The following is a 25,687-nucleotide window of genomic DNA, read 5'->3' on the forward strand; positions in this document are numbered from 1 at the left end:
CTGTCACGTGCTCTCCCTCTCGCGATCTCTCAGTTCACGTCTGAGGATCTTGCCGGTGGTGGCGCGCGGCACGCCGCCGATGAACTCGACCCGGCGGACCTTCTTGTAGGGGGCGACGCGTTCGGCGACGAACGCCATGACGTCGCCCTCCGTGAGCGCTTCGGCACCGGGCCGACGGACAATGTATGCCTTGGGGACCTCGTTCCCGTCTTCGTCGTAAACACCGATCACGGCCGCGTCGGCGACGGATTCGTGGGTGAGCAGCAGAGCTTCCAGGTCGGCGGGGGCGACCTGGAACCCCTTGTACTTGATGAGTTCCTTGACCCGGTCGACGACGAACAGCCATCCGTCGCCGTCCACCCGGCCCACATCGCCGGTGTGCGCCCAGCCGTCGGCGTCGATCATCGCCGCGGTCTCCTCGGGCCGGCCGAGATAGCCCTTCATCACCTGCGGACCGCGGATGAGGATCTCGCCCTCGGCGCCGGGTCCTACGTCCTGCGCCGGGTCGTCGAGGGAGACGATCCGCATCTCGGTGCCGGCGATCAGCTTGCCGACGGTGCCGGGCGGCGGCTCGGCGGCCGACAGCGGTACGACATGGGTGCCGGGCGAGAGTTCCGTCATGCCGTACGCCTGCCGCAGCGGCGGCAGCCCCAGCCGCTCCGAACAGGCGGCGGCGAGCCGGGCGTCCAGCGGGGCGGCGGCGCTGACGATGTAGTCGAGCGAGGACAGGTCGTACCGGGCGACGGCGGGGTGCTTGGCCAGGGCGAGGACGATGGGCGGCGCCACGAACAGCCCGTTGATGCGGTGCTTCTCGATCGCCTCAAGGAACTGTTCGAGGTCGAAGCGGGGCAGTACGACGACGGTGGCGCCGTGCCGCAGCGGCGCGTTCATCAGCGCGGTCAGCCCGTAGATGTGGAAGAACGGCAGCACGGCGAGGATGCGGTGCCCCGGCGCCATCGGTATGACGGGCTCCAGCTGCGCCAGGTTGGTGGCGATCGAGCGGTGTGTGAGCATCACCCCCTTGGGAACGCCGGTGGTGCCCGAGGAGTACGGCAGTACGGCGACGTCCTCGCCGGGGTCGAGGGCGACGTCGGGCTCCGGCGCCGCCGACCCGGCCATGTCGAGGACCGACTGATGTCCCTCGGCGCGGTCACAGACGAACACTTCCTCGATCCCGCCGACCAACTCGGCTGCCCTGCGCGCCACATCGAGCAGCGGCGACACGGTGACGATCCACCGCGCCCGGGAGTCCCGCAGCTGCGTCGCCAACTCCTCGGCCGTACAGAGCGGATGCACGGTGGTGACGGAGGCACCGGCGCGGGTCGCCGCGTAGAACACCACCGGGTAGGCGACGGTGTTGGGACTGTGCAGCGCGAGCACGTCCCCCTTCACCACCCCGGCGACGGCGAACGCGGCGGCCAGCCGCCGGTGCGCGACGTCGAGCTGGGCGTAGCTGACACTCGTCCCGGCGGCCCCGTCGATCAGCGCGACGGCGTCCCCGAACTCGGCGGCGCGGCCGAGCACGGCGTCGTGGATGGGCAGATCGACGGCCGGGACATCCGCGTACTCGCTGTGGAACACCATGGCGACCCCTTCGACGGTGGACGCCCAGAATCACCCCGGCCGGTACGGCTTGGGGAGACCCGCGACCCGCCCAATCAGCCGCCCGGCGGCGTTTCGGCTTTCGTGTAGAGGACTTCGCGGCCCTGCTCCGCCGCGCGGACGATGCCTTCGGAGACGAAGTCGAGGAAGCGGGCGATGTTTTCGAGCCGGGCGGCGGCCGGGGTGCCGGGGCCGAGGACGGCGACGCCCTGGCGTGCGGTCGCGACCAGTTGGTCGTTGGCGCGGGCGCTGGCCATCGTCGCCTCGTACCAGACGTCTTCGTCGACGAAGTAGCGCTCGCGGCGGCGTTCGTCGCGTTCCCTGCGGGCGAGGTCCTGGCTCTCCAGGAACGCCATCGCCTTCGAGATGGACGCCGGGCTGACCTGGAGGCGCTGGACGAGTTCGGCGGCGGTGAGGCTGCCGGAGTCGGCGGTGAAGAGGCAGACCAGCACCCGGGACATCATCTTGGGCAGCCCCGACTGCATGAGGACGGTGGTGAACGTCTCCTCGTACTCCCGCACGGCCTCGGCGTCGCGTCCGTCCGTCGGCGGGAGCGGCTGCGGGCCCTGGGCCACGGGCTGCCTGCGGCGGTGGGTGCGGCGTTCGGTGGCGCGGTGGGCCAGATCGGCGCGGTAGCCGCCCGGGCCGCCGTTGCGCAGCACTTCGCGCGTGACCGTCGAGGTCGGCCGGTCGAGGCGTCTGGCGATCTCCGCGTAGGCGAGGCCGTCGGCCAGCCCCAGCGCGATCTGCTGGCGTTCCTGCTCGGTGAGCCTGCCGCCCGGCATCGCGGTCTCCTTTGTGCTGTGTCGTGTCCTTGGCGCCTCCAGCATAGCGTTCACCTTCAATCCATTGCAACGTTCGAGTATCCGACGTTGCGTTAGATTCAGAACCGTTGCAACGATATTCAGGCTCTCACCTGCACCTACTGGCTTTATACGCAATGAATCTGTTGTCAGATCCATGAACGCAACGTAGCTTTCCATCAACGGAAACAACGAAGGAGAGCACGATGCAGAAGTTCGACACCCCCGCCCCCATCTCCGCCGTCCTCGACATCCCGGCCGGCCTCATCCGGTTCATCGGGGCCGAACGGACCGACACCACGGTCGAGGTCCTGCCCGCCGACGCGTCGAAGAGCGGCGACGTGAAGGCGGCCGGGCAGACCACCGTCGAATACGCCGACGGCGTCCTGCGCATCACGGGGGCACCGGCCAAGAACCGGATCCTCGGCAGCTCGGGATCGGTCGAGGTGACCGTCCAACTGCCCGCCGGATCCAGCGTCGAGGCGAAGGCTGCCAGCGGCGAGTTCCGCGGCGTCGGGCGCCTCGGCGACGTCGTCCTCGACGTCTCGCAGGGCAAGGTCAAGATCGACGAGACGGCCGCCGCCCGCCTCACACTCCTCGCCGGCGACGTCTCGGTCGGCCGCCTGGGCGGCCCCGCCGAGATCGGCACCCGCAAGGGCGACGTACACATCGCCGAAGCCGTCCGCGGCACGGTCCAACTCCACACCGAGTACGGCGAGATCACGGTCGGCGCCGCCCACGGCGTCTCCGCGTCCCTGGACGCGGGCGCCACCCACGGGCGGATCCACAACGCGCTCAAGAACACCGACGGCGCCGCCGCGGGCCTGACCATCCACGCGACCACCGCCTACGGCGACATCACCGCCCGCAGCCTCTGAAGGAGCAGTCCGTTGAAGGAGCACCCCCTCATGACCAGCCCGGCCACGACCAGCCCGGCCATCGCGGCGAGCGGACTGCGCAAGTCCTACGGCGACAAGGTCGTCCTCGACGGGATCGACCTGACCGTCCCCGAAGGAACGGTCTTCGCCCTGCTCGGCCCGAACGGCGCCGGCAAGACCACCGCCGTCAACATCCTCTCCACCCTCATCTCCCCGGGACCCGGCTCCGGTTCGATCCGCATCGGCGGCCACGACCTCACCACCGACGCCCAGGCCGTACGCGGCACGATCGGTGTCACCGGGCAGTTCTCCGCCGTGGACGGCCTGATCACCGGCGAGGAGAACATGCTCCTCATGGCGGACCTGCACCACCTCTCCCGCGGCGAGGGACGGCGGGTCGCCGCCGAACTGCTGGACCGCTTCGACCTGGTGGAGGCCGCGCAGAAGCCCGCCTCCACCTACTCCGGCGGCATGAAGCGCCGCCTCGACATCGCCATGACGCTCGTCGGCGACCCGCGGATCATCTTCCTCGACGAGCCCACCACCGGCCTCGACCCGCGCAGCCGCCACACCATGTGGCAGATCATCCGGGGCCTGGTCGCGGACGGTGTCACCGTCCTGCTCACCACCCAGTACCTGGACGAGGCCGACGAACTCGCCGACCGCATCGCCGTGTTGCACAACGGCAAGATCGCCGCCGAAGGCACAGCCGACGAGCTGAAGCGGCTCGTCCCCGGCGGACACGTCCGGCTCCGCTTCACCGACCCGGCCGCCTACCGCTCCGCCGCCGCCGTCCTGGGCGAGGTCACCCAGGACGACGAGGCGCTGTCCTTGCAGATCCCCAGCGACGGCACCCAGCGCGCGCTGCGCGCCGTCCTCGACCGGCTCGACTCCGCCGGCATCGAGGCAGCGGAACTGAGCGTGCACACCCCCGACCTGGACGACGTCTTCTTCGCCCTGACAGGACCCGCCGTACCCGGCCGGCCCGGCCCCGCCAACCAGCCTGAGGAGGCTGTCAGATGAGTACCCTCTCCCTCGCCGTGCGCGACTCGTCCACGATGCTGCGCCGCAACCTCCTGCACGCCCGGCGCTACCCGTCCATGACCCTGAACCTGCTGCTCACGCCGATCATGCTGCTGCTGCTCTTCGTCTACATCTTCGGTGACGTGATGAGCGCGGGCATCGGCGGCGGCGGCGCGGACCGCTCCGCGTACATCGCCTACATCGTCCCCGGCCTGCTGCTGATGACCATCGGCAGCACCACGATCGGGACGGCGGTGTCCGTCTCCAACGACATGACCGAGGGCATCATCGCCCGCTTCCGCACCATGGCCATCCACCGCGGCTCCGTGATCGTCGGCCATGTCATCGGCAGTGTGCTGCAGTGCATCGCCAGCGTGGTCCTCGTCGGCGCCATCGCCGTGGCCATCGGTTTCCGCTCCACCGACGCCACCGTCCTGGAGTGGATCGCCGCCTTCGGCCTCCTCGTGCTCTTCGCCACCGCGCTCACCTGGATCGCCGTGGGCATGGGCCTGATCAGCCCCAACGCCGAGGCCGCCAGCAACAACGCCATTCCGCTGATCCTGCTGCCGCTGCTGTCCAGCGCTTTCATCCCCGTCGACACCATGCCCGGCTGGTTCCAGCCGATCGCCGAGTACCAGCCCTTCACCCCGGCCATCGAGACGCTGCGCGGGCTGCTGCTCGGGACCGGGATCGGCAACAACGGCTGGCTCGCGCTGGGCTGGTGCGTGGGTCTCGCGGTGCTCGGCTACTTCTGGTCGGCCGCCAAGTTCAACAGCGACCCGTCGTAACGGGCACGCAGAAGCAGGGCGACCCAACTGCGGTACGGGCGCCAGCCGTCCGCGACGGCGGCGAGGCGCTCCGGATCGGCGGCCGTGACGGCATCGAGGCCGTACGCGGCCGCCATCGCCTCGTACAGCCGGGGTTCGTGGCCGGGGAAGAGGTCGGGGTGTCCGGCTCCGCGTACCAGGGTCAGTTGAGCCGAGAACGGTCCGACGCCCGGCAGCTCTTGCAGGCCGGACAAGGCCAACTCCGCCGGCTGCGAACGCAGTTGAGCGGCATCGAGGCGCCCGTCCAGCGCCGCTTCGGCAAGTGCGCGCAGCCGCTCGACCTTGATGCCGGTGAGTCCGGGGAACTGGTCGAGCCGGCGCAGCACCGACGGGACCGGGAAGGCGTGGAGTCTCCGGCCGGCCACGTCGACGGCCTGGCCGCGTTCTTCGGCAAGCCGGGCCTTGACCCGGGCGGCCTGGGTCCGCCGGATGCGGTTGCCGATGATCGTCCAGGCGGCTGCCTCGTACGGCGAGTAGAACAGGACGGGCCGCAGGCCCGGGAACTCTGCCTGGAGCCCGGCGACGACGGGGTCGTGGTCGCCGAGGGCGCCGAATCCGGTGCCGTCCACGTCGAGGGAGAGAATCCGGGCGATCTGGGCCCGGACCGCCGTGGCGGCCGGCGTACCGGCGGCGGGCCGGGTCTCCTTCCCGTCGATGAGGACGGTGTACTCGGCGCGTACGACGGAGGAGGCGGCTCCGTCCGCCGGCCTCTCCTTCTGCCGCAGGGCGCATCCGACGACGGCCTCACCGTCGTCCGTGGGGAACGCCAGCCGGAGCACACCGTCGCGGGCGTCGTCGTAGGAGGCCGGGGTGAAGCCCTCCAGGAAGCGGACGGCGGCGGCCAGGGAGAACGGCCCGTCGGGGGTGAAGGTGGCAGCGGCCACGCGTCGGCTCTCTTTCTCGAAGCAACGTCAGGTCCTCGAAGCAACGTCAGGACTCCGCCCCATTCAACGCCGTCCCGCGCCCGCCCCGGCCCGACCCGCCCGGCCCGCCCGTCGCTGTCAGTACGACTTCGGAAGGCCCAGGATCTGATGCGAGACGTAGTTCAGGATCATCTCCCGGCTCACGGGCGCGATACGGGCCACCCGGGACGCCGTGATCAGGGACGCCAGGCCGTACTCGCGGGTCAGACCGTTGCCGCCCAGGGTCTGTACGGCCTGGTCCACGGCCTTCACACAGGCCTCGCCCGCCGCGTACTTGGCCATGTTCGCCGCCTCGCCCGCGCCCGCGTCGTCGCCCGCGTCGTACAGGTACGCCGCCTTGCGCATCATCAGGGCGGCCAGTTCCAGTTCGATGTGGGCCTGGGCCAGCGGGTGGGCGATGGCCTGGTGGGCGCCGATCGGTTCCTTCCAGACCTGGCGGGTCTTCGCGTAGTCGACGGCCTTGGCGAGCGCGTACCGGCCCATGCCGATCGCGAACGCGGCGGTCATGACACGCTCCGGGTTGAGTCCGGCGAACAGCTGGAGCAGCCCCGCGTCCTCGTCGCCGACCAGCGCGTCGGCGGGGAGGCGTACGTCGTCCAGCACCAGCTCGAACTGCTTCTCGACCGCGGTGAGTTCCATGTCGATCTGGGAGCGCTGGAAGCCCTGCGCCTCGCGCGGGACGATGAACAGGCACGGCTTCAGCCTGCCGGTACGGGCGTCCTCGGTGCGGCCGACGATGAGGGTGGCGTCCGCGATGTCGACGCCGGAGACGAAGACCTTGCGGCCGTTGAGTATCCAGCCGTCCCCGGTCTGCGCCCTGCGGGCGGTGGTGGTGATGCGGTGGGAGTTGGACCCCGCGTCGGGTTCGGTGATGCCGAAGGCCATCGTGAGGGAGCCGTCGGCGAGCCCCGGCAGCCACTGCTGCTTCTGCGCTTCGGTGCCGAAGCGGGCGATGACCGTGCCGCAGATGGCCGGGGACACGATCATCAGCAGCAGGGGGCAGCCCGCCGCGCCCAACTCCTCCAGCACTATGGACAGTTCGGCCAGGCCGCTGCCTCCGCCGCCGTACTCCTCGGGGAGGTTCACGCCGAGATAGCCGAGCTTTCCCGCCTCCTCCCACAGGGTGGCCCGGTCGTAGCCGCGGCCGTGGCGATGGCCGAGGGCGGCGACGGCGGCGCGCAGCGCGGCCTGTTCTTCGGTCTCGACGAGAGTGCGGTCGCTCATGCGGACGTGTCCTCCTGTGCGTCACGGGCATCGGGTGCGCCACTGGCAACCGGTGCGTCACTGGCAACGACGGCGAGCAGGGCGCCCACCTCGACCTGACGGCCGGGTGCGGCGTGGAGAGCGGTGAGGGTGCCGGAGGCGGGGGCGACGATCCGGTGTTCCATCTTCATCGCCTCCAGCCAGATCAGCGGCTGTCCGGCGGTGACGGCGCTGCCCTCGGCCAGCCCGTCCGCGACCCGTACGACGGTCCCGGGCATCGGCGCGAGCAGCGACCCGGGGCCGGTGCGGGCGAGCGGGTCGGCGAAGCGCGGCTCGACGGCGAGGCGGTACGAGCCGGCGGCGGTGTCGACGTACACCTGCCCGCCGTGCCGGGCGACGTCGAACTGCCGTACCGAGCCGTCCACTTCGAGCCGCACCCGGTGCGGGTGGGCCTCGACGACCCGGATCGCCGGGTCGGCGCCTTCGCGCTCCACGGCGAAGCCGTCCCTGGTGGCGCGGTACCGCACCTCGTGCCCGCCGTACGTCCGCGCCTGCGGCTGCGACGGTACGTTCCGCCAGCCGCCGAGCCGGGCGGTGACGCTCGTACCGCCCGCCCGCTGCCGGACCGCGTCGGCGAGCGCCGCAGCGACGGCGGCGATGTCCTCGCCCGGGGCCCGGGTGGTGAGTCCGGCGAGGTGACGTCCGTAGAAACCGGTGTCGAACCGGCCCGCCACGAAGTCCGGGTGGCCGAGCGAGCGTACGAGCAAGTCCCGGTTGGTCACGGGCCCGTGCACCCTCGCCCGGCGCAGCGCGGTCCGCAGCAGCCGCAGCGCCGCGTCGCGCGTCGGGGCCCACGCGACGACCTTGGCGAGCATGGGGTCGTAGTGGACGCCAATGGTGTCGCCGTCGGCGTAGCCGCTGTCGACACGGACGCGGGCGCCGCCGCCCGGCGCGGTCGTCGCCGGCACGGCGAGCGAGTACAACTGGCCGGTCTGCGGGGTCCAGTCGGCCGCCGGGTCCTCCGCGTACAGCCGCGCCTCCACCGCGTGGCCCGCCGGCTCCGGCGGCTCGGGCGGGAGCTCCGCCCCCTCCGCCACCGCGAGTTGCAGGGCCACCAGGTCGAGGCCGAACACCTCCTCGGTGACGGGGTGTTCGACCTGGAGCCGGGTGTTCATCTCCAAGAAGTACGGCCGCCCCGCCGCCGAGACCAGGAACTCGACCGTGCCCGCGCCCCGGTAGTCGACGGCGCGGGCCGCCGTGACCGCCGCCTCCGCCAGGGCCGTGCGCAGCTCGGGCGGAAGGCCGGGGGCCGGGGACTCCTCGACGACCTTCTGGTGTCTGCGTTGCAGCGAGCAGTCGCGGGTGCCGAGCGCCCAGACCGTGCCGTGCGCGTCGGCGAGGATCTGGACCTCCACATGGCGGCCGTCCTCCACGTACGGCTCGGCGAAGACCTCGCCGTCCCCGAAGGCGGACCGCGCCTCGGCGCGGGCCGCCGTCAACTCCTCGGGCAGCGCGGCCAGTGACCGTACGACGCGCATGCCACGTCCGCCGCCGCCCGCCGCCGCCTTCAGCAGCAGCGGCAGATCGTGCTCCGTCGCCGCCGCCGGGTCGACCGGGGCGAACAGGGGGACGCCCGCCTCACCCATCAGCTCCTTCGCGCGCGTCTTCGACGCCATCGACTCGATCGCGGCCGGCGGCGGCCCGATCCACACCAGGCCCGCGTCCTGCACGGCCTGTGCGAACTCCGCGTTCTCGGACAGGAATCCGTACCCCGGATGGACCGCGTCGGCGCCCGCCGCCAGCGCCGCCTTCACGATCAGATCGCCGCGCAGGTACGTGTCGGACGGCGCGGCGCCCGGCAGCCGTACCGCCGCGTCCGCCTCGCGCACATGCAGCGCTTCGGCGTCGGCGTCGGAGAACACCGCCACCGTCGCGATGCCCAGTTCGCGGCAGGTGCGGAAGACCCGGCAGGCGATTTCGCCGCGGTTCGCGACAAGGACAGACTCGATCGTGGTGGAGACCGTGGTGGAGATCATGGTGGAAGCCCTCACATCCGGAAGACGCCGAAGCCGCCCCGCACGCCCTCGACCGGGGCGGTGTGGATGGCGGACAGGCACAGGCCAAGGACCGTGCGGGTGTCGCGCGGGTCGATGACCCCGTCGTCGTACAGCCGCCCGGACAGGAACGTGGGCAGCGACTCCGACTCGATCTGCGCCTCCACCATCGCGCGCAGCGCCGCGTCGCCCTCGGCAGCCTGGTCGACGTATCGCTGTCCCTTCGCCGCCGCCGATGCGCGGGCCACGATCGAGAGCACGCCGGCCAGTTGCTGCGGTCCCATCACCGCCGACTTGGCGCTCGGCCACGCGAACAGGAAGCGCGGGTCGTACGCCCGGCCGCACATGCCGTAGTGCCCTGCCCCGTACGAGGCGCCCATCAGCACCGACAGGTGTGGCACCTTGGAGTTGGCGACGGCGTTGATCATCATCGCGCCGTGTTTGATGATGCCGCCCTGCTCGTACTCCCTGCCGACCATGTAGCCGGTGGTGTTGTGCAGGAACAGCAGCGGAATGTCGCGCTGGTTGGCGAGCTGGATGAACTGCGCCGCCTTCTGCGACTCGGCGCTGAACAACACGCCCTGGGCGTTGGCGAGTACGCCCACCGGGTAGCCGTGCAGCCGCGCCCAGCCGGTCACCAGGCTCGGTCCGTACAGCGCCTTGAACTCGTCGAAGTCCGAGCCGTCCACGATCCGCGCGATCACCTCGCGCGGGTCGAAGGGGACCTTCAGATCGCCGGGGACGATGCCGAGCAGCTCCTCCCCGTCGTACTTCGGCTCCTCGGCGGGCCCTGGATCCGGCTGCGCCTTGCGCCAGTTGAGCCGGGCGACGATACGGCGGGCCTGGCGCAGCGCGTCCGGCTCGTCCTCGGCGAAGTGGTCGGCGAGCCCCGACGTACGGGCGTGCATCTCGGCGCCGCCCAGCGACTCGTCGTCGCTCTCCTCGCCCGTGGCCATCTTCACCAGCGGCGGTCCGCCGAGGAAGACCTTCGACCGCTCCTTGATCATGACGGTGTGGTCGGACATCCCGGGCACGTAGGCCCCGCCGGCCGTCGAGTTGCCGAAGACGACGGCGACGGTGGGGATGCCGGCGGCGGACAGCCGGGTGAGGTCGCGGAAGAGCGCCCCGCCCGGGATGAATATCTCCTTCTGGGACGGCAGATCGGCGCCGCCCGACTCGACCAGGCTGATGACCGGCAGCCGGTTCTCGAAGGCGATCTGGTTGGCTCGCAGGGCCTTCTTCAACGTCCACGGGTTCGACGAACCACCGCGTACCGTCGGGTCGTTGGCGGTGATCAGACACTCCACGCCCTCGACCACACCGATCCCGGTGACCATCGACGCACCCACGGGGTAGTCGCTCCCCCACGCAGCGAGCGGTGACAGTTCGAGGAACGGGGTGTCGGGGTCGAGCAGCAGCTCGATCCGCTCCCGCGCCAGCAGCTTCCCCCGCTTTCGGTGCCGGGCGACGTACTTCTCACCGCCGCCCGCGAGCGCCTTGGCGTGTTCGGCGTCCAGTTCGGTGAGCTTGGCGAGCATCGCGTCGCGGTGGGCGGTGTGTTCGGCGGACGCGGGGTCGAGGGCCGACGCGAGGACGGTCACAGCAGTACCTCCGGTAGGTCGACGTGCCGGGACCGCAGCCATTCACCGAGCGCCTTGGCCTGCGGGTCGAACCGGGCCGCCGCTGCGACGCCTTCGCCGAGCAGTCCCGTCACGACGAAGTTCAGCGCGTTCAACTGGGGCAGCACATGCCGGTCGATCGGCAACTCCCTTGCTTCAGGTATCAGTTCGCGGAACAGGTCGACGGTCAGCTCGTGTGCGAGCCAGCGCCAGGCGTCCTCGGTCCGCGCCCAGACCCCGACGTTGGCGTCGCCGCCCTTGTCGCCGCTGCGGGCGCCGGCGATCAGCCCGAGCGGCGCCGGGCGGACCGGGAGCCCGGCGGGCAGGGGCTCGGGAAGCGCGGCGGCGGTCATCGGCTCAAGTACGGCCGTATGTGGCGGAGATGGCACCGGCACGCGGCGCCCGTCCGGCAGCACCGCAGTGTGCGCCACCTCGCCCGCGTCCACATATGCCGCCTCGAAGACCCCGTACGGCGCGCCCTTGCCCGGCGGGGCCGTCACATGGAAGCCCGGGTAACTGCCCAGCGCCAGCTCGATCGCTGCGCCGCTCACCGCACGCCCCACCGCGTCCGGATCGCTGTCGCGCACGACCAGCCGCAGCAGGGCGCTGGCCGTCTCCTCCGTTTCGGCGTCCGCGCTGTCGGTGCGCGCCAGTTCCCAACGCACTTCCCCCGGAGCCTTCTTGGTGCGGGCGAACGCGTCCGTCACCTGTTCGCGCACCAGCCGCGCCTTGGCGTCGATGTCGAGTCCGGTGAGGACGAACACGACCTCGTTGCGCCAGCCGCCGATCCGGGTGAGCCCCACCTTGAGGGTGGGCGGCGGCGGTTCGCCGCGTACGCCGGAGATCCTGACCCGGTCGGGGCCCTGCTGCGACAGCCGTACGGTGTCGAGGCGCGCGGTGACGTCGGGGCCCGCGTACCGGGCGCCGGCCGTCTCGTACAGCAACTGCGCGGTGACGGTGCCGACATCGACGACGCCGCCGGTGCCGTCGTGTTTGGTGACGACGGCCGAGCCGTCCGGGTGGATCTCGGCGAGCGGGAACCCGGGGCGGCGGATGTCGTGCTGCCGGAAGAACGAGTAGTTGCCGCCGGTCGCCTGCGTCCCGCACTCCAGTACGTGCCCGGCGACGACGGCCCCGGCGAGCGCGTCGAGGTCGTCGGGGCCCCAGCCGAAGTGTGCGGCGGCCGGTCCTGTGACGAGGGCGGCGTCGGTGACCCGGCCCGTGACCACGACGTCGGCGCCGGCCCGAAGGCACGCGGCGATACCGGCGCCGCCGAGATAGGCGTTGGCGGTCAGCACGCCGTCGCCCCAGCCGCCGCGTGCGAGCAGGTCGTCGCCTTCGACATGGGCGACGGTGACCGGTACGCCGACGCGGTCGGCCAGCGCGCGCACGGCGGCGGCCAGCCCCGCCGGGTTCAGTCCGCCCGCGTTGGCGACGATCTTCACCCCGCGCTCATGGGCGAGCCCGAGGCCGTCCTCCAGCTGGCGCAGGAACGTCTTGGCGTAGCCGGCTTCCGGGTTCTTCAGCCGGTCGCGGCCGAGGATCAGCATGGTCAGCTCAGCGAGGTAGTCGCCGGTGAGGACGTCGAGCCGGCCACCGGTGAGCATGTCGCGCAGGGCGTCGAACCGATCGCCGTAGAAGCCGGACGCGTTCCCGATCCGGAGGACGTCGGGGGCGCCCGGGGTGACGCCTGCCACGCTCATCGCCCGCCCTTCCGCGGCCTGCCGGGCCCCGGCGGGCCCGCGAACGCCTGCGCGATGTCCAGCCAGCGGTCGGCGTCGGCGCCGACGGCCCGTACCGCGAGGTCCGCCCGGTGGGCGCGCTGTGTCACCAGCAGGGCGAAGTCGAGGGCGGGGCCGGTGATCCGCTGGGCCGCGCCCTCGGGCCCGTACGTCCACAGCTCGCCGGCCGGGCCGGTGATCTCCACCCGGAACGGCTCGGCGGGCGGCTGCTCGCCGCGTACGAGATAGGCGTAGTCGCGGGCCCGTACGCCGATCCAGGCGACGTGCCGCAGCCGGGCGGTCGGTGGCGGGGTGACCCCCAGGGCCTCGGCGACGTCCAGGCCGTGCGCCCAGGTCTCCATCAGCCGGGCGGTCGCCATCGAAGCGGCGCTCATCGGCGGCCCGTACCAGGGGAAGCGCGCGCCGGACGGGGCCTCGCGCAGGGCCAGTTGGAGCTGTTCGCGGCCGGTGCGCCAGCGGTCGAGCAGCTCGGCGGGCGGGAGCGCGGCGCCCGTTTCGGCGCCGTCGTCCACGAAGGAGTCGGGGGCGGCCAGGGCCTTCGCCGCCTCTCCCGCGAAGGCGGTCTCGTCGGTCGCGGCGAGCAGGGCGGCCGTGTCGGTCCAGTGGAGATGGGCGATCTGGTGGGCGATCGTCCAGCCCGCGGCGGAGGTCGGCAGCGCCCAGTCCGCCGGGCCCAGCTCCCCTACCAGCCGGTCGAGTTCGGCGCTCTCGTCGCGCAGATCGTCAAGGACGGCGACAGGGTCGGCCACGGGCGAACTCCCCTCGGGACAACACGGCGGTGTGCGTGTCCCGGAGCATGGCAGTGCCCGTAGAAACAATCAAGCATGCTTGGTTTGCTTGTTACGGCCACGCCACCGGCCGCGCGCCGCGTCACGCCACCGGCCGCCCGCCGCCCCGCCGGGACGGTTGCGCAACTGGCTGCGTACCGCGCCGATGCTGGCCGCGATCACCAGCGCGATGGCCAGCGCGTCCGTCGCCGACAGCGCCTGGTTCAGTACGAGGAAGCCGGCGCCCGCGGCGATGGCGGGCTCCAGGCTCATCAGCACGGCGAACGTCTGGGCGGGCAGCCGCCGCAGGGCCAGCAGCTCCAGCGTGTAGGGCAGTACGGACGACATGACGGCGACGCAGAGCGCGAGCCCCAGCGTGGACGGCACCACCAGCTTCGCCCCGGACTCCACGATGCCCAGCGGCATGGCCAGCACGGCGCCGACCGCCATGGCCAGCGCGAGCCCGTCGGCCTGCGGGAAGCGCCGCCCGGTACGCGCGCTGAAGAGGATGTACGCCGCCCACATGGCGCCCGCGCCGAGCGCGTACGCCGTACCCAGCGGGTCGAGCCGGTCGAACGTCCCGCCGTTCAGCAGCACCACCCCGGCGAGCGCGCACCCGGCCCACACGACGCTGACCAGCCGGCGGGAGACGATCACGGAGAGCGCGAGCGGGCCGAGGACTTCCAGGGTCACGGCGGCGCCGAGCGGGATCCGGTCGGCGGCCTGGTAGAAGCTGCAGTTCATGGCGGCCATCACGGCGCCGAACGCCAGGACCGTCCCCCAGTCGGCGCGCGAGTGACCGCGCAGGGTCGGCCGGCAGACGACCAGCATCACGACGGCGGCGAGCGCGAGCCGCAACGACACGACACCGAGGGCGCCGGCCCGCGGCATCAGCAGGACGGCGACGGCGGCGCCGAACTGGACGGAGAGCCCGCCGGACACGACGAGCGCGAGCGAGCCGAGGGAGCTGTGGCCTCCGCCGGGCCGCGTGGCAGCCGACGCGGCACCAGGCGCGGCGTCGGGTGCGGTTCCAGGCGCGGTTCCAGGCGCCGCACCCGCCGACAGGCCTGGCCCGCCCGCCACCGTGCCCGTTCGCGGCTCTTCCACCGAAATCCTCCCCACTCGCCCCGTGATGCCAGTCCACCATAGCGGACTCGCAGTCCAACGTAATGCACTCGACAATACGCAGTAGGTGTAGCGGTCATCCACCGATATAGTTGCCCGTATCAGGCACTTGCATGGCACATGCAAGTTATGTGGCTCCGCCGGGGAGGGACAGCAGCATGGGCGACGACGACGGACTCGTCACTCCGCTCGCGGAGGGAGTGGAGCGACTGATGAACCTGTTCGTCAGAACCCGCGCGCACATGCTGGACAAGGCCCGCCACGACGTCGTCTGGTCGGCCCAGCTGCTGATGGGGACGCTCGTCACGCACGGCCCGATGCGCCTCAAGGAGCTGGCCGGCCTGGTGCAGTCCGACCCGTCCACGGTGAGCCGGCAGGTGGCGCAGCTCGTGCGCGACGGCTTCGTGGAACGCCGCGCCGACGCGGTGGACGGGCGTGCCAGTCTGCTGCTGGCGACCGACAAGGCCCGGCAGGCGGTCGCCGACCGCAAGCAGCTACGGGACCTGCACTACGACCGGATGCTGCACACCTGGAACAGCCACGACCGCAACCAGCTCTCCGCGCTGCTGATGCGGTTCATCGACGACTTCGAGACCTACAAGACCGCACTCGCCGGCACCGACTGGACCACGGTCCGACCGGCGGGTCGAGAGGAGACCAGGCAATGAGTACCACCGCCGGCGCCGCATCGGCCAACGCCGGCCCGGAGACCCCAGGGGAGGCGAACCGGACCGGCTACACGCACCGTCAGATCCTGGTGATCCTGTCCGGGCTGCTCCTGGGCATGTTTCTCGCAGCACTCGACCAGACCGTCGTCTCGACGGCGATCTACAAGATCGGCGAGAGTCTCAACGGGCTCACCGCACAGGCGTGGGTGACCACGGCCTTCCTCATCACCTCGACGATCGCGACGCCGCTCTACGGCAAGCTGTCGGACCAGTACGGCCGCAAGCCGTTCTTCATCTTCGCCATCGCCGTCTTCATCGCGGGCTCCGCGCTCTGCACGCTGTCCACGTCGATGTACATGCTGGCCGCCTTCCGTGCCTTCCAGGGCATAGGCGCCGGCGGTCTGTTCTCGCTGGCCCTCGCGATCATCGGCGACATCATCCCGCCGCGTGAACGTGCCAAGTACCAGGGCTACTTCATGGCCGTCTTCGGTACGTCCAGCGTCCTCGGCCCGGTGGTGGGCGGCGCACTGGCCGGCCAGGACACGCTGGCCGGCATCGACGGCTGGCGCTGGATCTTCCTCATCAACGTCCCGATCGGCATCGGCGCGCTGGTCGTCGTGACCAAGGTCCTGCACCTGGAGCACACACCGCGCAAGCACCGCATCGACTTCGCGGGCGCCCTGAGCCTGATGGTCGCGCTCGTGCCGCTGCTGATCGTCGCCGAGCAGGGCAGGACCTGGGGCTGGGGTGCCGGTTCCTCGGTCACCTGCTACATCATCGGCGTTGTCGGCATCGTCGCCTTCCTGTTCGCCGAACGGCGCGCGGGGGACGAGGCGCTGCTGCCCATGCGGCTGTTCCGCAACAGCGTCTTCTCCGTCGGCGCCGCGCAGTCGCTGATCATCGGTATCGGCATGTTCGGCGGCATCACGCTGCTGCCGCTCTACCTCCAGCTCGTCAAGGGCAACTCCCCGACGAAGGCCGGGCTGCTGACCCTGCCGCTCGTGCTCGGCATCATGTCGCTCTCGGTCGTGGCGGGTCAGATAACCTCGCGCACCGGGCGTTACAAGATCTTCCCGATCATCGGCGGCGGACTGCTGGTGATCGGCATGCTGCTGCTGTGGCAGCTGAAGGCCGACAGCGGTCTGGTCTACACGGACGTCGCGATGTTCGTGGTCGGCGCCGGACTGGGTCTGAACATGCAGACCATCGTGCTGGCCATGCAGAACGCCGTGTCGCCACGTGACATCGGGGTCGCGACCTCGTCCACGACGTTCTTCCGGCAGATGGGCGGCACCCTCGGCGTCGCGGTCTTCCTGTCGATCGTCTACTCGATCGTCGGCGACAAGATCAGCTCGGCGTTCGCCGACGCCCGTGGCAGCGCCGCCTTCCAGGCGGCGGCCAAGGCCCATCCGGACCAGCTCAAGACGCTGACGTCGGCTTCGTCGGGGTCGGCGGGCACGCTCAACGACACCTCGTTCCTGAGCCACCTCGACCCGGCGCTGGCGCAGCCGTTCAAGGTGGGCTTCACCGGGGCGATATCCGTCGCGTTCCTGGTGGGTGCGGCCGTGCTGGTGATCGCGTTCGTGCTGGCCATGTTCATCAAGGAAGTACCGCTGCGGACCACGGCCGCCGCGTTCAGCAAGGAGCCTGCCGAGGCCGAGGCCAAGGCGTAGGACGCTCCGCACGCATTCTCCGCACACCGGCGCCGGGGCGGGATGGTCTCCATCCCGCCCCGGCGTCGTCGCGTCTCAGGACCGCGCGTCCAGGGCCCGCGCCAGCACCTCCGCCAGATGGTGTGCCTCGCGTCCCGCCAGCTGTTCCAGCTGGGTACGGCACGAGAAACCGTCCGCCAGCAGCTCCATGCTCTCCCCTGCCGCCCGCACGGCCGGCAGGAGTTGGTCCTCGGCGCAGGCCACCGACACGTCGTAGTGGCCCTTCTCGAAACCGAAGTTGCCCGCGAGACCGCAGCAGCCGCCGCTCAACTCGCCCGTCAGTCCGGCCCGTTCACGCAGTCTGCGCTCGGCGGCGTCGCCGAGCACGGCGTGCTGGTGGCAGTGCGTCTGGCCGGCCACCGGACGGTCGACGCGGGGCGGCTGCCAGTCCCCCGCGCACTCCTCCAGCGCCTGCGCGAAGGTACGCACCGACGCGGCCAGCCGCGCCGCGCGCGGGTCGTCGCCCAGCAGCTCCGGCAGGTCCGTCTTCAGCGCGGCGGCGCAGCTCGGTTCCAGCACCACCACCGGCAGCCCCTCGTCGAGCAGCGGTTCCATGACGTCGAGTGTGCGGCGCATGACCGTGCGCGCCCGGTCGAGCTGGCCGGTGGAGACGTACGTCAGCCCGCAGCACACCTGACCGCCGTCCGGCGGCGCGACCAGGCCCATCCCGGCCGCCTCCATCACGCGTACGGCGGCCCGGCCGACCGAGGGCGAGAGATGGTCGGTGAAGGTGTCGGGCCACAGCACGGCGGTACGGGCCTGCTCCGTCGACCGGCCCTTCGTGTGCCGCCGCCACCAGCGCGTGAACGTCTCGGGCGCCAGCCGCGGGATCGTACGCTCCGGGGTGATCCCGCCGAGCCGCTTCGCGAGCGCCGCCAGCGGCGCGACCCGCGCGCCCGCGTTGAGCAGCCGGGCGTACGGCGCCGCCAGCCGCAGCCAGCGCGGCAGCAGGCCCATCGTGTAGTGCGCCATGGGCCTGCGCCTGCCCCGGTAGTGCTGGTGCAGGAACTCCGCCTTGTACGTGGCCATGTCGACGCCCACCGGGCAGTCGCTGCGGCAGCCCTTGCAGGACAGGCACAGGTCGAGCGCGTCCCGTACCTCCGTCGAGCGCCAGCCGTCGGTCACGATGCCCTCGGTCGCGCTCCCTTCGGGGCCGCTCGCGTCGCCTGCCAGCATCTCGTGCAGCAGCCGGGCCCGGCCGCGGGTGGAGTGCTGCTCCTCGCCCGTCGCGCGGAACGAGGGACACATCACCCCCGCCCCCGAACTCGGCCCGGCGACACGGCACTTGGCGACGCCCACACAGCGTCGTACCGCCGCGGAGAAGTCGCCGCCCTCCGGACCGTCGTGCGGGTAGCCGAAGGCCACGTCGACCGGCCGCCGGGGCAGTACGGCGAAGCGCAGGTTCTCGTCGAGCCGGGCCGGACGGGCCAGCACGCCGGGGTTCAGTCCGCCCGCCGGGTCCCACAGGTCCTTGAACCGGCCGAAGAGGGCGACCAGTTCGTCGCCGTACATCTTCGGCAGCAGCTCGGCGCGCGCCAGCCCGTCGCCGTGCTCCCCCGACAGCGATCCGCCGTGGGCGACGACCAGTTCGGCCGTGTCCTGCGAGAAGGCGCGAAAGCGCCGTACGCCGTCCTCACTCATCAGGTCGAAGTCGATGCGGACATGGATGCAGCCGTCCCCGAAGTGCCCGTACGGGGTTCCGCGCAGGCCATGTTGGGCGAGCAGCGCGCGGAACTCCCGCAGGTACGGGCCGAGTCGGGCGGGCGGCACGGCGCAGTCCTCCCAACCGGGCCATGCCTCGCTGCCGTCGGGCATCCGGGTCGCCGTGCCGGACGCGTCCTCCCGTACCCGCCACAGCGCGCGCTGTCCGGCCGGGTCGGTGACGATCCGGCCGTCCAGCGCGTCGGCGGCGCCAAGGATCTCCGCTGCGCGCGCCCGCGCCTCGGCCGGTGTCGTGCCACCGGTCTCCACGAACAGCCAGGCGGCGCCGCGCGGCAGGTCGTGGCCGGGGCTGACCAGGTCTTCCGCCATGCCCTCGACGGTGAGCGGGTGGTACGGGAGCAGTCCTGCCGCCGCCTCCGCCGCCGCGCTCTCGTCGGCGTAGCCGATGACGGCGAGCGCGCGTGCGGCGGGCGCGTCGACGAGCCGTACGGTCGCTTCGGTGAGCACGCCGAGGGTGCCCTCGCTGCCGCAGTAGGCGCGGGCGACGTCCACGCCCGACTCGGGCAGCAGGGCGTCCAGGGCGTAGCCGGAGATCCGGCGGGGCAGCCCGGTGGGGTAACCGGTGCGCAGCAGGGCGAGGTTGTGGTCGACCAGTTCGCGCAGGCCTTCGGGGGCGCCGTCCGCGCCGTGCCGGCCCTTGGCCAGCTCCAGGGGCCGGCCCCCGTAGGTGATGACGGACAGGGCGTGGACGTTGTCGGCCGTCGTCCCCCAGGCGACCGAGTGTGATCCGCAGGAGTTGTTGCCGATCATCCCGCCGAGCGTGCAGCGGCTGTGCGTGGACGGATCGGGTCCGAAGGTCAGCCCGTGGTGCCGTACGGCGGCGCGCAGGTCGTCCAGGACGACGCCGGGCTGGACGACGGCCGTACGGGCCTGCGCGTCCACGGCGAGGATGCCGCGCATGTGGCGGGTGAAGTCGAGGACCACCCCGACGCCGGTGGCCTGCCCGGCGATGGAGGTCCCCGCGCCGCGCGCCACCACCGGCACGCCGTGCTCGCGGCACACGGCGAGCGCCGCCGCCACGTCCGCCGCGTCGCGCGGCGCGACGACGCCGACCGGCACCCGCCGGTAGTTGGACGCGTCCATCGTGTGCAGTGCGCGCGCGGCCACACCGAACTCCACATCGCCGCGCACCGCTCCGCGCAGTTCCCGTGCGAGCGCCGTCGCCGTCGCCGTCCTCCGCTGCTCAGCCATGGCTCCAGGATGCCCCCTAAAGCGAAACAGGAGCCCGTTTCGTCACGTATGGCACACCGGCACCACGGCTACAGCACAGAAGAATCCCAACAGGAAGCTCCCAAACTGATCGTCAATTCTCCTATAGTGGGCACGGTTTGATCATTATTCAACATGACCATGTCGCTTCAGACCGTCGCCGACCGACCGCCACCCCCCGTCCCCCCTTCTTTACGAGGTAGCCGATTTGCGCCCCTCACTCCGGCCCACAGCACCGGCTCTGCTGATATCGGCCGCAGTCTGCGCCCTCCTGTGCCTGTGGGCCGTCTCCGCCGCACCCGCGTCCGTACGGACGCCGCTGGCCTGGGGTTCGGCCGCGGCAGCCGTCGCGCTGACCGCCGCGGTCACCGTCGCGGCCCACGCCCTGTGGACGGCCCGGCAGCTGCGTGAGCACAACGAGTCGCTCGCCGCCCGCGCGGACCAGTTCGCCGCCGAGACCCGCGCGGCGAAGGAGGAGACCCGCAGGGGCGAGGCAGACGTGCGACGCGCCTTCGAGGAGGCCGCGAAGAGCGCCGCCAGACGCGCCGCCGCCGTCTCCGTCAGCTCCAACGCCGCAGGACGGATGCAGGCACTCGCGACCGGCATGCTCGCCGACCTCCGCGAGATGGAGAACCGGCACGCCGACGAGGACGTCCTGGCCGACCTGCTGCACCTCGACCACCGCACGGCCCAGGCGGGCCGGCTCGCCGACTCCGTCGCCGTACTGACCGGCGCGCGCTCCGGACGGCGCTGGGCGAAGCCCATCGTGATGGAGTCCATCCTGCGCGGCGCGATGGGCCGCATCAGCGGTTACCAGCGGGTGCGGCTGCACTCCACCAGCGACGCGGCCGTCGCGGGTCACGCCGCCGAGGGCGTCATGCACGCGCTCGCCGAACTCCTCGACAACGCCGCGAACTTCTCGCCGCCCACCGCCGAGGTCCATGTGTACGTGGAGGAGGTCCCCGCCGGGATCGTCATCACCGTCGAGGACAGCGGCCTGGTCATGAGCGACGTACAGCTGCGCCGCGCGGAACGCGCCGTGGGCAGCGAACAGTCCGACCTCACCGGATTCTCCGGCACCCGGCTCGGGCTCGCCGTCGTGGGCCGGCTGGCGCGCAAGCACGGACTGACCGTGTCCTTCCGGCCATCGGCGCGCGGCGGGACCGGCGCGCTGCTGATGCTGCCGCAGGACGTGCTCACCCAGCTGCACCGGGAGGGCCCGGCGCCGGTGACGGCCCCGGTGGCGGCGCCCGCCCGGCGCACGACACCGGCCACGGCACCGACCGCGACGCCTCTCACGACCCCGGCACCGGCCGCGACAGGCCGCCCGGCCACGTCACGCGCCGCGACCGCGCCGTCCGCCGAGCTTCCGCCCGAGGTGGCGGCGCCGGACTCCGCCGAACACAGCTTCGCGGAGGCCGAGGCGCAGCTCGGCGACAGCGGGCTGCCCAAGCGCCGGCGCGGCCGTACGCTCGCCGCCGCCCAGGCGCGTACCGGCGCCGCCGAAGCCGCGGCGGCCCGCGCCGCCGAGGCCGCGCCGTCGGCGGACTCCTCCACCACGCAGGCGACCCGGTTCGGCCGCTTCCGCGACGCCGTACGGCCCGCCCAGGCGAAGACCACATCCGCACAGACCTCGCCCGCACCGGCCGCACCGGCCGACGAGGCCGATCAGGTCACCCAGGCCCACCAGGCCGACCAGCCCTCTTCCACGACCACGGAAGGCACCACTCGATGACCGGCACCCCCACCGACGAGAAGCTCAACTGGCTCCTGGAGAACCTGCTCCAGCGCACCCCGGGCGCGCGCCACGCGCTCGTCCTGTCCCGCGACGGACTGAAGCTGTGCCGCACGCCCGAGCTCTCCGTCGACCAGGCCGACCAGCTCGCCGCCATCGCCGCCGGCATCCAGAGCCTCTCGCACGGCGCATCCGTCGAGTTCGGCAACGGCGGGGGCGGCGTACGGTCCGCCATGGCCGAGTTCTACGGCGGCGTCCTGCTGATCGTCGAGGCGGGCAGCGGCGCCCATCTGGCCGTCGTCGCCGCCGAGGACTCCGACGTCGGCCTCGTCGGCCACAACATGAGCGAGCTGGTCGAGCAGCTGGGTGACCATCTCAGCACTCCCCCGCGCACGTCCGAAGAAGGCGGCGTGCCGGTATGAGCCGGCCCGGCCGGGACGACTCGCCCGACCGGCTGTACACCCTCACAGGAGGGCGCAGCCGGCCCCACTCGGACACGTTCGACCTGGTGACGCTCGTGGTCGCGGAGTCGGAACGGACCCCGGGCATGCAGTCCGAGCACGCCGCGATCCTGCGCATGTGCGGCCGCCCGACGGCCGTGGTGGAGATCGCGGCCGAGCTGAAGCTGCCCGTCAGCATCGTCCGGATCATGCTCTGCGACCTGCAGGACACCGGCCGGATCAGCGCCCGGCACCCGCGCACCGACCGCGCGGCCGACCGACTTCCCGATCCCGACATCCTGGAGCAGGTGCTCGTTGGACTCCGCAACCTCTGAACGGACCACCGGCCGGCCGGCGCTGGCCAGCACGGCCGACAACGGTCTGAAGATCGTCATCGTCGGAGGTTTCGGCGTCGGCAAGACGACCATGGTCCGTTCCGTCAGTGAAATCCGTCCGCTCAACACCGAAGAGACGATGACCCGCGCCGGTGAGGGCATCGACGAACTCGGCGGCCTCGAAGGGCTGCGGGCGAAGACGGCGACCACCGTCGCCTTCGACTTCGGCCGTATCTCGCTCGACGAGCGCTCCGTGCTCTACCTGTTCGGCGCGCCGGGACAGGAGCGCTTCTGGTTCCTGTGGGACCGGCTGTTCTCCGGGACGCTCGGCGCCGTCGTACTCGTCGACACCCGGCGCCTCGCCGACTCCTGGTACGCCATCGACCGCCTGGAGCACCACGGGACGCCGTTCATCGTGGCCTGCAACGACTTCGGCGGTCCCGTCCACAGCGAGCAGCAGATCCGGGAGGCGCTGGATCTGTCGCCCGGGGTGCCGCTCGTGGAGTGCGACGCACGCGACCGGTCGTCCAGCAAGTACGTCCTGATCACGCTGGTCGAGTACCTCCACTCCCTGTCCTCGTCCGCCGTCGCCGCCGCGGCCGACGCCGCGGACCTGCCCCCGGAGGGCGCAGCGTGACGACCCCGACCGAACCGACGACACCGGTGGGCCCGCCGCCCGGCTGCCCCGCGCACGCGGGCGCCGCGGGATCCGGCGCGCCCGCCGCCGTACCGCTGAGCGGTGCGCGGTTCCAGACCGATCCGCACGAGCTGTACCGGGACATGCGGCGTGACCACGGCTCGGTCGCCCCTGTCGTGCTCGACGGGGACATCCCCGCCTGGCTGGTGCTCGGCTACCGCGAACTGCACCAGCTCACCAGCGACCCGGTCCTCTTCAGCCGCGACTCCGAGCTGTGGAACCAGTGGGAGAACATCCCCGCCGACTGGCCGCTGCTGCCGATGATCGGCCACCGGCAGCCGTCGATCCTCTACACCGTCGGCGAACGGCACCGCGAGCGAGCGGCGATGATCAGCAACGCGCTTGAGGCGCAGGACCCGTTCACGCTCAAGGAGTACGCGGAGCAGTACGCGGACGAGCTGATCGACGAGTTCTGCACGCGCGGATCGACCGACATCATCGGCCAGTACGCGATGCTCCTGCCGGTGCGGATCCTGGCGAAGATGTACGGCTTCCCCGACGCCCAGGGCCCCGGCCTGGTCACCGCGCTCAACGACATGATCGACGGCCGCGAACGCGCCATCGCCGGCCAGCAGCACCTCGGCGAGTCGATGGCGGGGCTGCTCATCGAGAAGCACGCGGTGCCGGGCGCCGACGTCGCCTCGCGGATGATGCGCGACCCGGCCGACTTCACGGACGAGGAGATCGTCCAGGACCTGATGGTGATGATGGCGGCCGGGCACCAGCCGACCGCCGACTGGATCGGCAACTCGCTGCGGCTGATGCTCACCGACGACCGGTTCGCCGCTTCCCTGTCCGGCGGCCGGCACAGCGTCGCCGAGGCCATGAACGAGGTCCTGTGGGAGGACACCCCCTCGCAGAACATCGCGGGCCGCTGGGCCGCCCGCGACACCCGGCTGGGCAACCGCGACATCAAGGCCGGTGACCTGCTCATCCTCAGCTTCGCCGCTGCCAACTATGACCCGCAGGTCCGTACGGACGGCTCCACGCTCACCGGCGGCAACAACGCCTTCTTCTCGTTCGGCCACGGCGAGCACCGCTGTCCGTTCCCGGCGCAGGAGGTGGCCGAGGTCATCGCCCGTACGGCCATCGAGGTGCTCCTCGACCGGCTGCCGGACATCGACCTCGCCGTGCCGGCCGAATCGCTCACCCGGCGGCCGTCCCCCTGGCTGCGGGGGCTGACGGAACTGCCGGTCACCTTCACCCCGACCCCCGCTCTCGGAAGCGCGACAGCCCACGGAGGCCTGAGATGACCTGTCCCCACGAGCACGGCGCTGCGGCTGCGGGAGCCGGTGGTGAAGCCCAGGCCGGTGCTGCGGGCGGCTGCCCCGTCGTCCTGGACCCGTTCGTCGCGGACCTCGACGGGGAGAGCGCCGCGCTGCGCGCCGCAGGCCCGCTCGCCCGGGTCGTGCTGCCGGGCGGGGTGGCCTGCTGGTCGGTCACGCACCACGCGGAGGCTCGCCAACTCCTCGGTGACGCGCGGCTGGTGAAGGACATCAACGTGTGGGGCGCGTGGCAGCGCGGCGACATACCCCTGGACTGGCCGCTGATCGGGCTCGCCAACCCGCCCCGTTCGATGCTGACGGTGGACGGCGCCGAGCACCGCCGTATGCGCACCCTCGTCGCGCAGGCGCTGACCGTACGCCGGGTCGCCGAACTGCGCGAGGGCATCGAGAAACTGACGGCTGATCTGCTGGACCGGCTGGCCGCCGCGTACGAGGCGGCGGGGGCGGACGCGTCCGTCGACCTCAAGGCGGAGTTCGCCTACCCGCTGCCGATGAGCGTGGTCGGCGACCTGATGGGGGTCGACCGGGCCGACCATCCGCAACTCAAGGACTACTTCGACAAGTTCTTCTCCACGCAGACACCGCCCGCCGAGGTTCCGCAGCTGATGGCGGACATCTCCGCGCTGTTCCTGCGGACCGTCGAGGCCAAGCAGGCGAACCCGGGCGACGATCTGACGAGCGCGCTGATCGCGGCGTCGGCGGAGGGTGACCACTTCACCACCGACGAGATCGTCAACACGCTCCAGTTGATGATCGCGGCCGGTCACGAGACGACGATCAGCCTGATCACCAACGCCGTCGTGGCCCTGCAGACCCACCCGGAGCAGCGCGCCCTCGTCATGGCGGGCAAGGTCAGCTGGGAGGACGTGATCGAGGAGACGCTGCGCTGGTCGAGCCCGACGTCGCACGTGCTGTTCCGGTTCGCGACGGAGGATGTCGAGGTCGGCGACTCCGTCCTGCCGAAGGGCGAGGCGCTGATCGTGTCGTACGGCGCGATCGGCCGCGACGAGCGGCAGTTCGGCCCGACGGCCGGGGAGTTCGACGCGACCCGCACCCCGAACCGGCACATCGCGTTCGGCCACGGCGCCCATGTCTGCCCCGGCGCCGCGCTGTCCCGGCTTGAGGCGGCGGTGGCACTGCCCGCGCTGTTCACCCGCTTCCCCGAGCTGGACCTGGCGGTCCCGGCGACGGAGCTGCGCAACAAGCCGGTGGTGACGCAGAACGACCTGTACGAGCTGCCGGTGCGGCTGGGCGGCGACACGGTGGCCGCCGCCTCGTAAGCGCGTGCCGCCGTTGAGGGCCGTTCAGCGCCGTGGC

21 protein-coding genes are annotated in these 25,687 nt (G+C 71.8%); 11 read left to right on the top strand and 10 right to left on the bottom strand.

Annotated features, from left to right (window positions below; all coding sequences use genetic code 11):
- Positions 1-3 precede the first annotated feature (3 nt).
- Together OHS57_RS16490 and OHS57_RS16495 are read right to left on the bottom strand one after the other, a co-directional pair.
- Positions 4-1,584, bottom strand: coding sequence for a 4-coumarate--CoA ligase family protein (locus OHS57_RS16490; RefSeq protein ID WP_328582445.1), 1,581 nt, complete (start codon positions 1,582-1,584; stop codon positions 4-6).
- A gap of 74 nt (positions 1,585-1,658) precedes the next feature.
- A complete protein-coding gene (locus OHS57_RS16495; RefSeq protein WP_328582446.1) occupies positions 1,659-2,387 on the bottom strand; it encodes a GbsR/MarR family transcriptional regulator in 729 nt (242 codons plus the stop codon).
- A gap of 224 nt (positions 2,388-2,611) precedes the next feature.
- Here OHS57_RS16495 and OHS57_RS16500 point away from each other — a divergent pair, with 224 nt between their 5' ends.
- From OHS57_RS16500 to OHS57_RS16510, 3 genes are read left to right on the top strand one after another with little or no spacing between them, the layout of a single operon-like run.
- Positions 2,612-3,283: a DUF4097 family beta strand repeat-containing protein gene (locus OHS57_RS16500; protein ID WP_328582447.1), complete on the top strand. Its 672-nt coding sequence runs from the start codon at positions 2,612-2,614 to the stop codon at positions 3,281-3,283.
- A 30-nt stretch (positions 3,284-3,313) separates the two neighbouring features.
- Positions 3,314-4,306 (top strand): ATP-binding cassette domain-containing protein, encoded by a 993-nt coding sequence (locus tag OHS57_RS16505; RefSeq protein WP_328582448.1) that lies wholly within the window; start codon positions 3,314-3,316, stop codon positions 4,304-4,306.
- Positions 4,303-5,094, top strand: a complete 792-nt coding sequence (locus OHS57_RS16510; RefSeq protein WP_041988489.1) for an ABC transporter permease — start codon at positions 4,303-4,305, stop codon at positions 5,092-5,094. Before OHS57_RS16505 ends, OHS57_RS16510 begins: the two co-directional genes overlap by 4 nt.
- On the opposite strand, the gene OHS57_RS16515 is transcribed toward OHS57_RS16510, so the two are convergent.
- The 7 genes from OHS57_RS16515 to OHS57_RS16545 form a co-directional block, all read right to left on the bottom strand.
- A complete protein-coding gene (locus tag OHS57_RS16515; protein ID WP_328582449.1) occupies positions 5,052-6,017 on the bottom strand; it encodes a DNA-3-methyladenine glycosylase family protein in 966 nt (321 codons plus the stop codon). The genes OHS57_RS16510 and OHS57_RS16515 overlap by 43 nt on opposite strands.
- 117 nt (positions 6,018-6,134) lie before the next feature.
- Complete coding sequence (locus OHS57_RS16520; RefSeq protein ID WP_328582450.1) at positions 6,135-7,280, bottom strand: acyl-CoA dehydrogenase family protein; 1,146 nt, start codon at positions 7,278-7,280, stop codon at positions 6,135-6,137.
- Entirely contained in the window at positions 7,277-9,295 is a 2,019-nt protein-coding gene (locus OHS57_RS16525) for an acetyl/propionyl/methylcrotonyl-CoA carboxylase subunit alpha (protein ID WP_328582451.1), read from the bottom strand. The genes OHS57_RS16520 and OHS57_RS16525 overlap by 4 nt, the downstream gene beginning before the upstream one ends.
- Positions 9,296-9,306: 11 nt before the next feature.
- Positions 9,307-10,914: an acyl-CoA carboxylase subunit beta gene (locus OHS57_RS16530; protein WP_328582452.1), complete on the bottom strand. Its 1,608-nt coding sequence runs from the start codon at positions 10,912-10,914 to the stop codon at positions 9,307-9,309.
- Complete coding sequence (locus OHS57_RS16535) at positions 10,911-12,635, bottom strand: acyclic terpene utilization AtuA family protein (RefSeq protein ID WP_328582453.1); 1,725 nt, start codon at positions 12,633-12,635, stop codon at positions 10,911-10,913. Before OHS57_RS16535 ends, OHS57_RS16530 begins: the two co-directional genes overlap by 4 nt.
- Positions 12,632-13,423, bottom strand: a complete 792-nt coding sequence (locus OHS57_RS16540) for a TIGR03084 family metal-binding protein (RefSeq protein WP_328582454.1) — start codon at positions 13,421-13,423, stop codon at positions 12,632-12,634. The genes OHS57_RS16535 and OHS57_RS16540 overlap by 4 nt, the downstream gene beginning before the upstream one ends.
- Positions 13,424-13,492: 69 nt before the next feature.
- A complete protein-coding gene (locus OHS57_RS16545; RefSeq protein WP_443043074.1) occupies positions 13,493-14,506 on the bottom strand; it encodes an EamA family transporter in 1,014 nt (337 codons plus the stop codon).
- Positions 14,507-14,724: 218 nt separating this feature from the next.
- On the opposite strand from OHS57_RS16545, the gene OHS57_RS16550 reads away from it, so the two are divergent.
- Both OHS57_RS16550 and OHS57_RS16555 read left to right on the top strand, forming a co-directional pair.
- The gene (locus OHS57_RS16550; RefSeq protein WP_052457088.1) at positions 14,725-15,234 is read left to right on the top strand and encodes a MarR family winged helix-turn-helix transcriptional regulator; all 510 of its coding nucleotides are present in this window, start codon (positions 14,725-14,727) and stop codon (positions 15,232-15,234) included.
- Complete coding sequence (locus OHS57_RS16555) at positions 15,231-16,907, top strand: MDR family MFS transporter (RefSeq protein WP_041988472.1); 1,677 nt, start codon at positions 15,231-15,233, stop codon at positions 16,905-16,907. The genes OHS57_RS16550 and OHS57_RS16555 overlap by 4 nt, the downstream gene beginning before the upstream one ends.
- A 75-nt stretch (positions 16,908-16,982) precedes the next feature.
- Here OHS57_RS16555 and OHS57_RS16560 read toward each other — a convergent pair whose 3' ends face one another.
- Positions 16,983-19,859: an FAD-binding and (Fe-S)-binding domain-containing protein gene (locus tag OHS57_RS16560; protein ID WP_328582456.1), complete on the bottom strand. Its 2,877-nt coding sequence runs from the start codon at positions 19,857-19,859 to the stop codon at positions 16,983-16,985.
- Positions 19,860-20,085: 226 nt separating this feature from the next.
- Here OHS57_RS16560 and OHS57_RS16565 point away from each other — a divergent pair, with 226 nt between their 5' ends.
- From OHS57_RS16565 to OHS57_RS16590, 6 genes are read left to right on the top strand one after another with little or no spacing between them, the layout of a single operon-like run.
- Positions 20,086-21,612 carry a sensor histidine kinase gene (locus OHS57_RS16565; protein WP_328582457.1) on the top strand — a complete coding sequence of 509 codons (1,527 nt, stop codon included), beginning with the start codon at positions 20,086-20,088 and terminating at the stop codon, positions 21,610-21,612.
- Positions 21,609-22,034, top strand: coding sequence for a roadblock/LC7 domain-containing protein (locus tag OHS57_RS16570; RefSeq protein ID WP_041988466.1), 426 nt, complete (start codon positions 21,609-21,611; stop codon positions 22,032-22,034). The genes OHS57_RS16565 and OHS57_RS16570 overlap by 4 nt, the downstream gene beginning before the upstream one ends.
- Positions 22,031-22,387 (top strand): DUF742 domain-containing protein, encoded by a 357-nt coding sequence (locus OHS57_RS16575; protein ID WP_041988464.1) that lies wholly within the window; start codon positions 22,031-22,033, stop codon positions 22,385-22,387. The genes OHS57_RS16570 and OHS57_RS16575 overlap by 4 nt, the downstream gene beginning before the upstream one ends.
- Positions 22,368-23,024 carry a GTP-binding protein gene (locus tag OHS57_RS16580; protein ID WP_328582458.1) on the top strand — a complete coding sequence of 219 codons (657 nt, stop codon included), beginning with the start codon at positions 22,368-22,370 and terminating at the stop codon, positions 23,022-23,024. Before OHS57_RS16575 ends, OHS57_RS16580 begins: the two co-directional genes overlap by 20 nt.
- 26 nt (positions 23,025-23,050) lie before the next feature.
- Positions 23,051-24,337: a cytochrome P450 gene (locus OHS57_RS16585; protein WP_107070180.1), complete on the top strand. Its 1,287-nt coding sequence runs from the start codon at positions 23,051-23,053 to the stop codon at positions 24,335-24,337.
- Entirely contained in the window at positions 24,334-25,650 is a 1,317-nt protein-coding gene (locus OHS57_RS16590) for a cytochrome P450 family protein (protein ID WP_078863588.1), read from the top strand. The genes OHS57_RS16585 and OHS57_RS16590 overlap by 4 nt, the downstream gene beginning before the upstream one ends.
- Positions 25,651-25,687: the final 37 nt, after the last annotated feature.

The organism is Streptomyces sp. NBC_00370, assembly GCF_036084755.1.
In the GTDB taxonomy this organism is placed as follows: domain Bacteria; phylum Actinomycetota; class Actinomycetes; order Streptomycetales; family Streptomycetaceae; genus Streptomyces.

Bases quoted from the DNA above. Each gene is read 5' to 3' on its own strand.
- OHS57_RS16490 (WP_328582445.1), bottom strand. From the start codon at position 1,584: ATGGTGTTCCACAGCGAGTACGCGGATGTCCCGGCCGTCGATCTGCCC.
- OHS57_RS16495 (WP_328582446.1), bottom strand. From the start codon at position 2,387: ATGCCGGGCGGCAGGCTCACCGAGCAGGAACGCCAGCAGATCGCGCTG.
- OHS57_RS16500 (WP_328582447.1), top strand. From the start codon at position 2,612: ATGCAGAAGTTCGACACCCCCGCCCCCATCTCCGCCGTCCTCGACATC.
- OHS57_RS16505 (WP_328582448.1), top strand. From the start codon at position 3,314: ATGACCAGCCCGGCCACGACCAGCCCGGCCATCGCGGCGAGCGGACTG.
- OHS57_RS16510 (WP_041988489.1), top strand. From the start codon at position 4,303: ATGAGTACCCTCTCCCTCGCCGTGCGCGACTCGTCCACGATGCTGCGC.
- OHS57_RS16520 (WP_328582450.1), bottom strand. From the start codon at position 7,280: ATGAGCGACCGCACTCTCGTCGAGACCGAAGAACAGGCCGCGCTGCGC.
- OHS57_RS16525 (WP_328582451.1), bottom strand. From the start codon at position 9,295: ATGATCTCCACCACGGTCTCCACCACGATCGAGTCTGTCCTTGTCGCG.
- OHS57_RS16535 (WP_328582453.1), bottom strand. From the start codon at position 12,635: ATGAGCGTGGCAGGCGTCACCCCGGGCGCCCCCGACGTCCTCCGGATC.
- OHS57_RS16550 (WP_052457088.1), top strand. From the start codon at position 14,725: ATGGGCGACGACGACGGACTCGTCACTCCGCTCGCGGAGGGAGTGGAG.
- OHS57_RS16555 (WP_041988472.1), top strand. From the start codon at position 15,231: ATGAGTACCACCGCCGGCGCCGCATCGGCCAACGCCGGCCCGGAGACC.
- OHS57_RS16560 (WP_328582456.1), bottom strand. From the start codon at position 19,859: ATGGCTGAGCAGCGGAGGACGGCGACGGCGACGGCGCTCGCACGGGAA.
- OHS57_RS16570 (WP_041988466.1), top strand. From the start codon at position 21,609: ATGACCGGCACCCCCACCGACGAGAAGCTCAACTGGCTCCTGGAGAAC.
- OHS57_RS16575 (WP_041988464.1), top strand. From the start codon at position 22,031: ATGAGCCGGCCCGGCCGGGACGACTCGCCCGACCGGCTGTACACCCTC.
- OHS57_RS16590 (WP_078863588.1), top strand. From the start codon at position 24,334: ATGACCTGTCCCCACGAGCACGGCGCTGCGGCTGCGGGAGCCGGTGGT.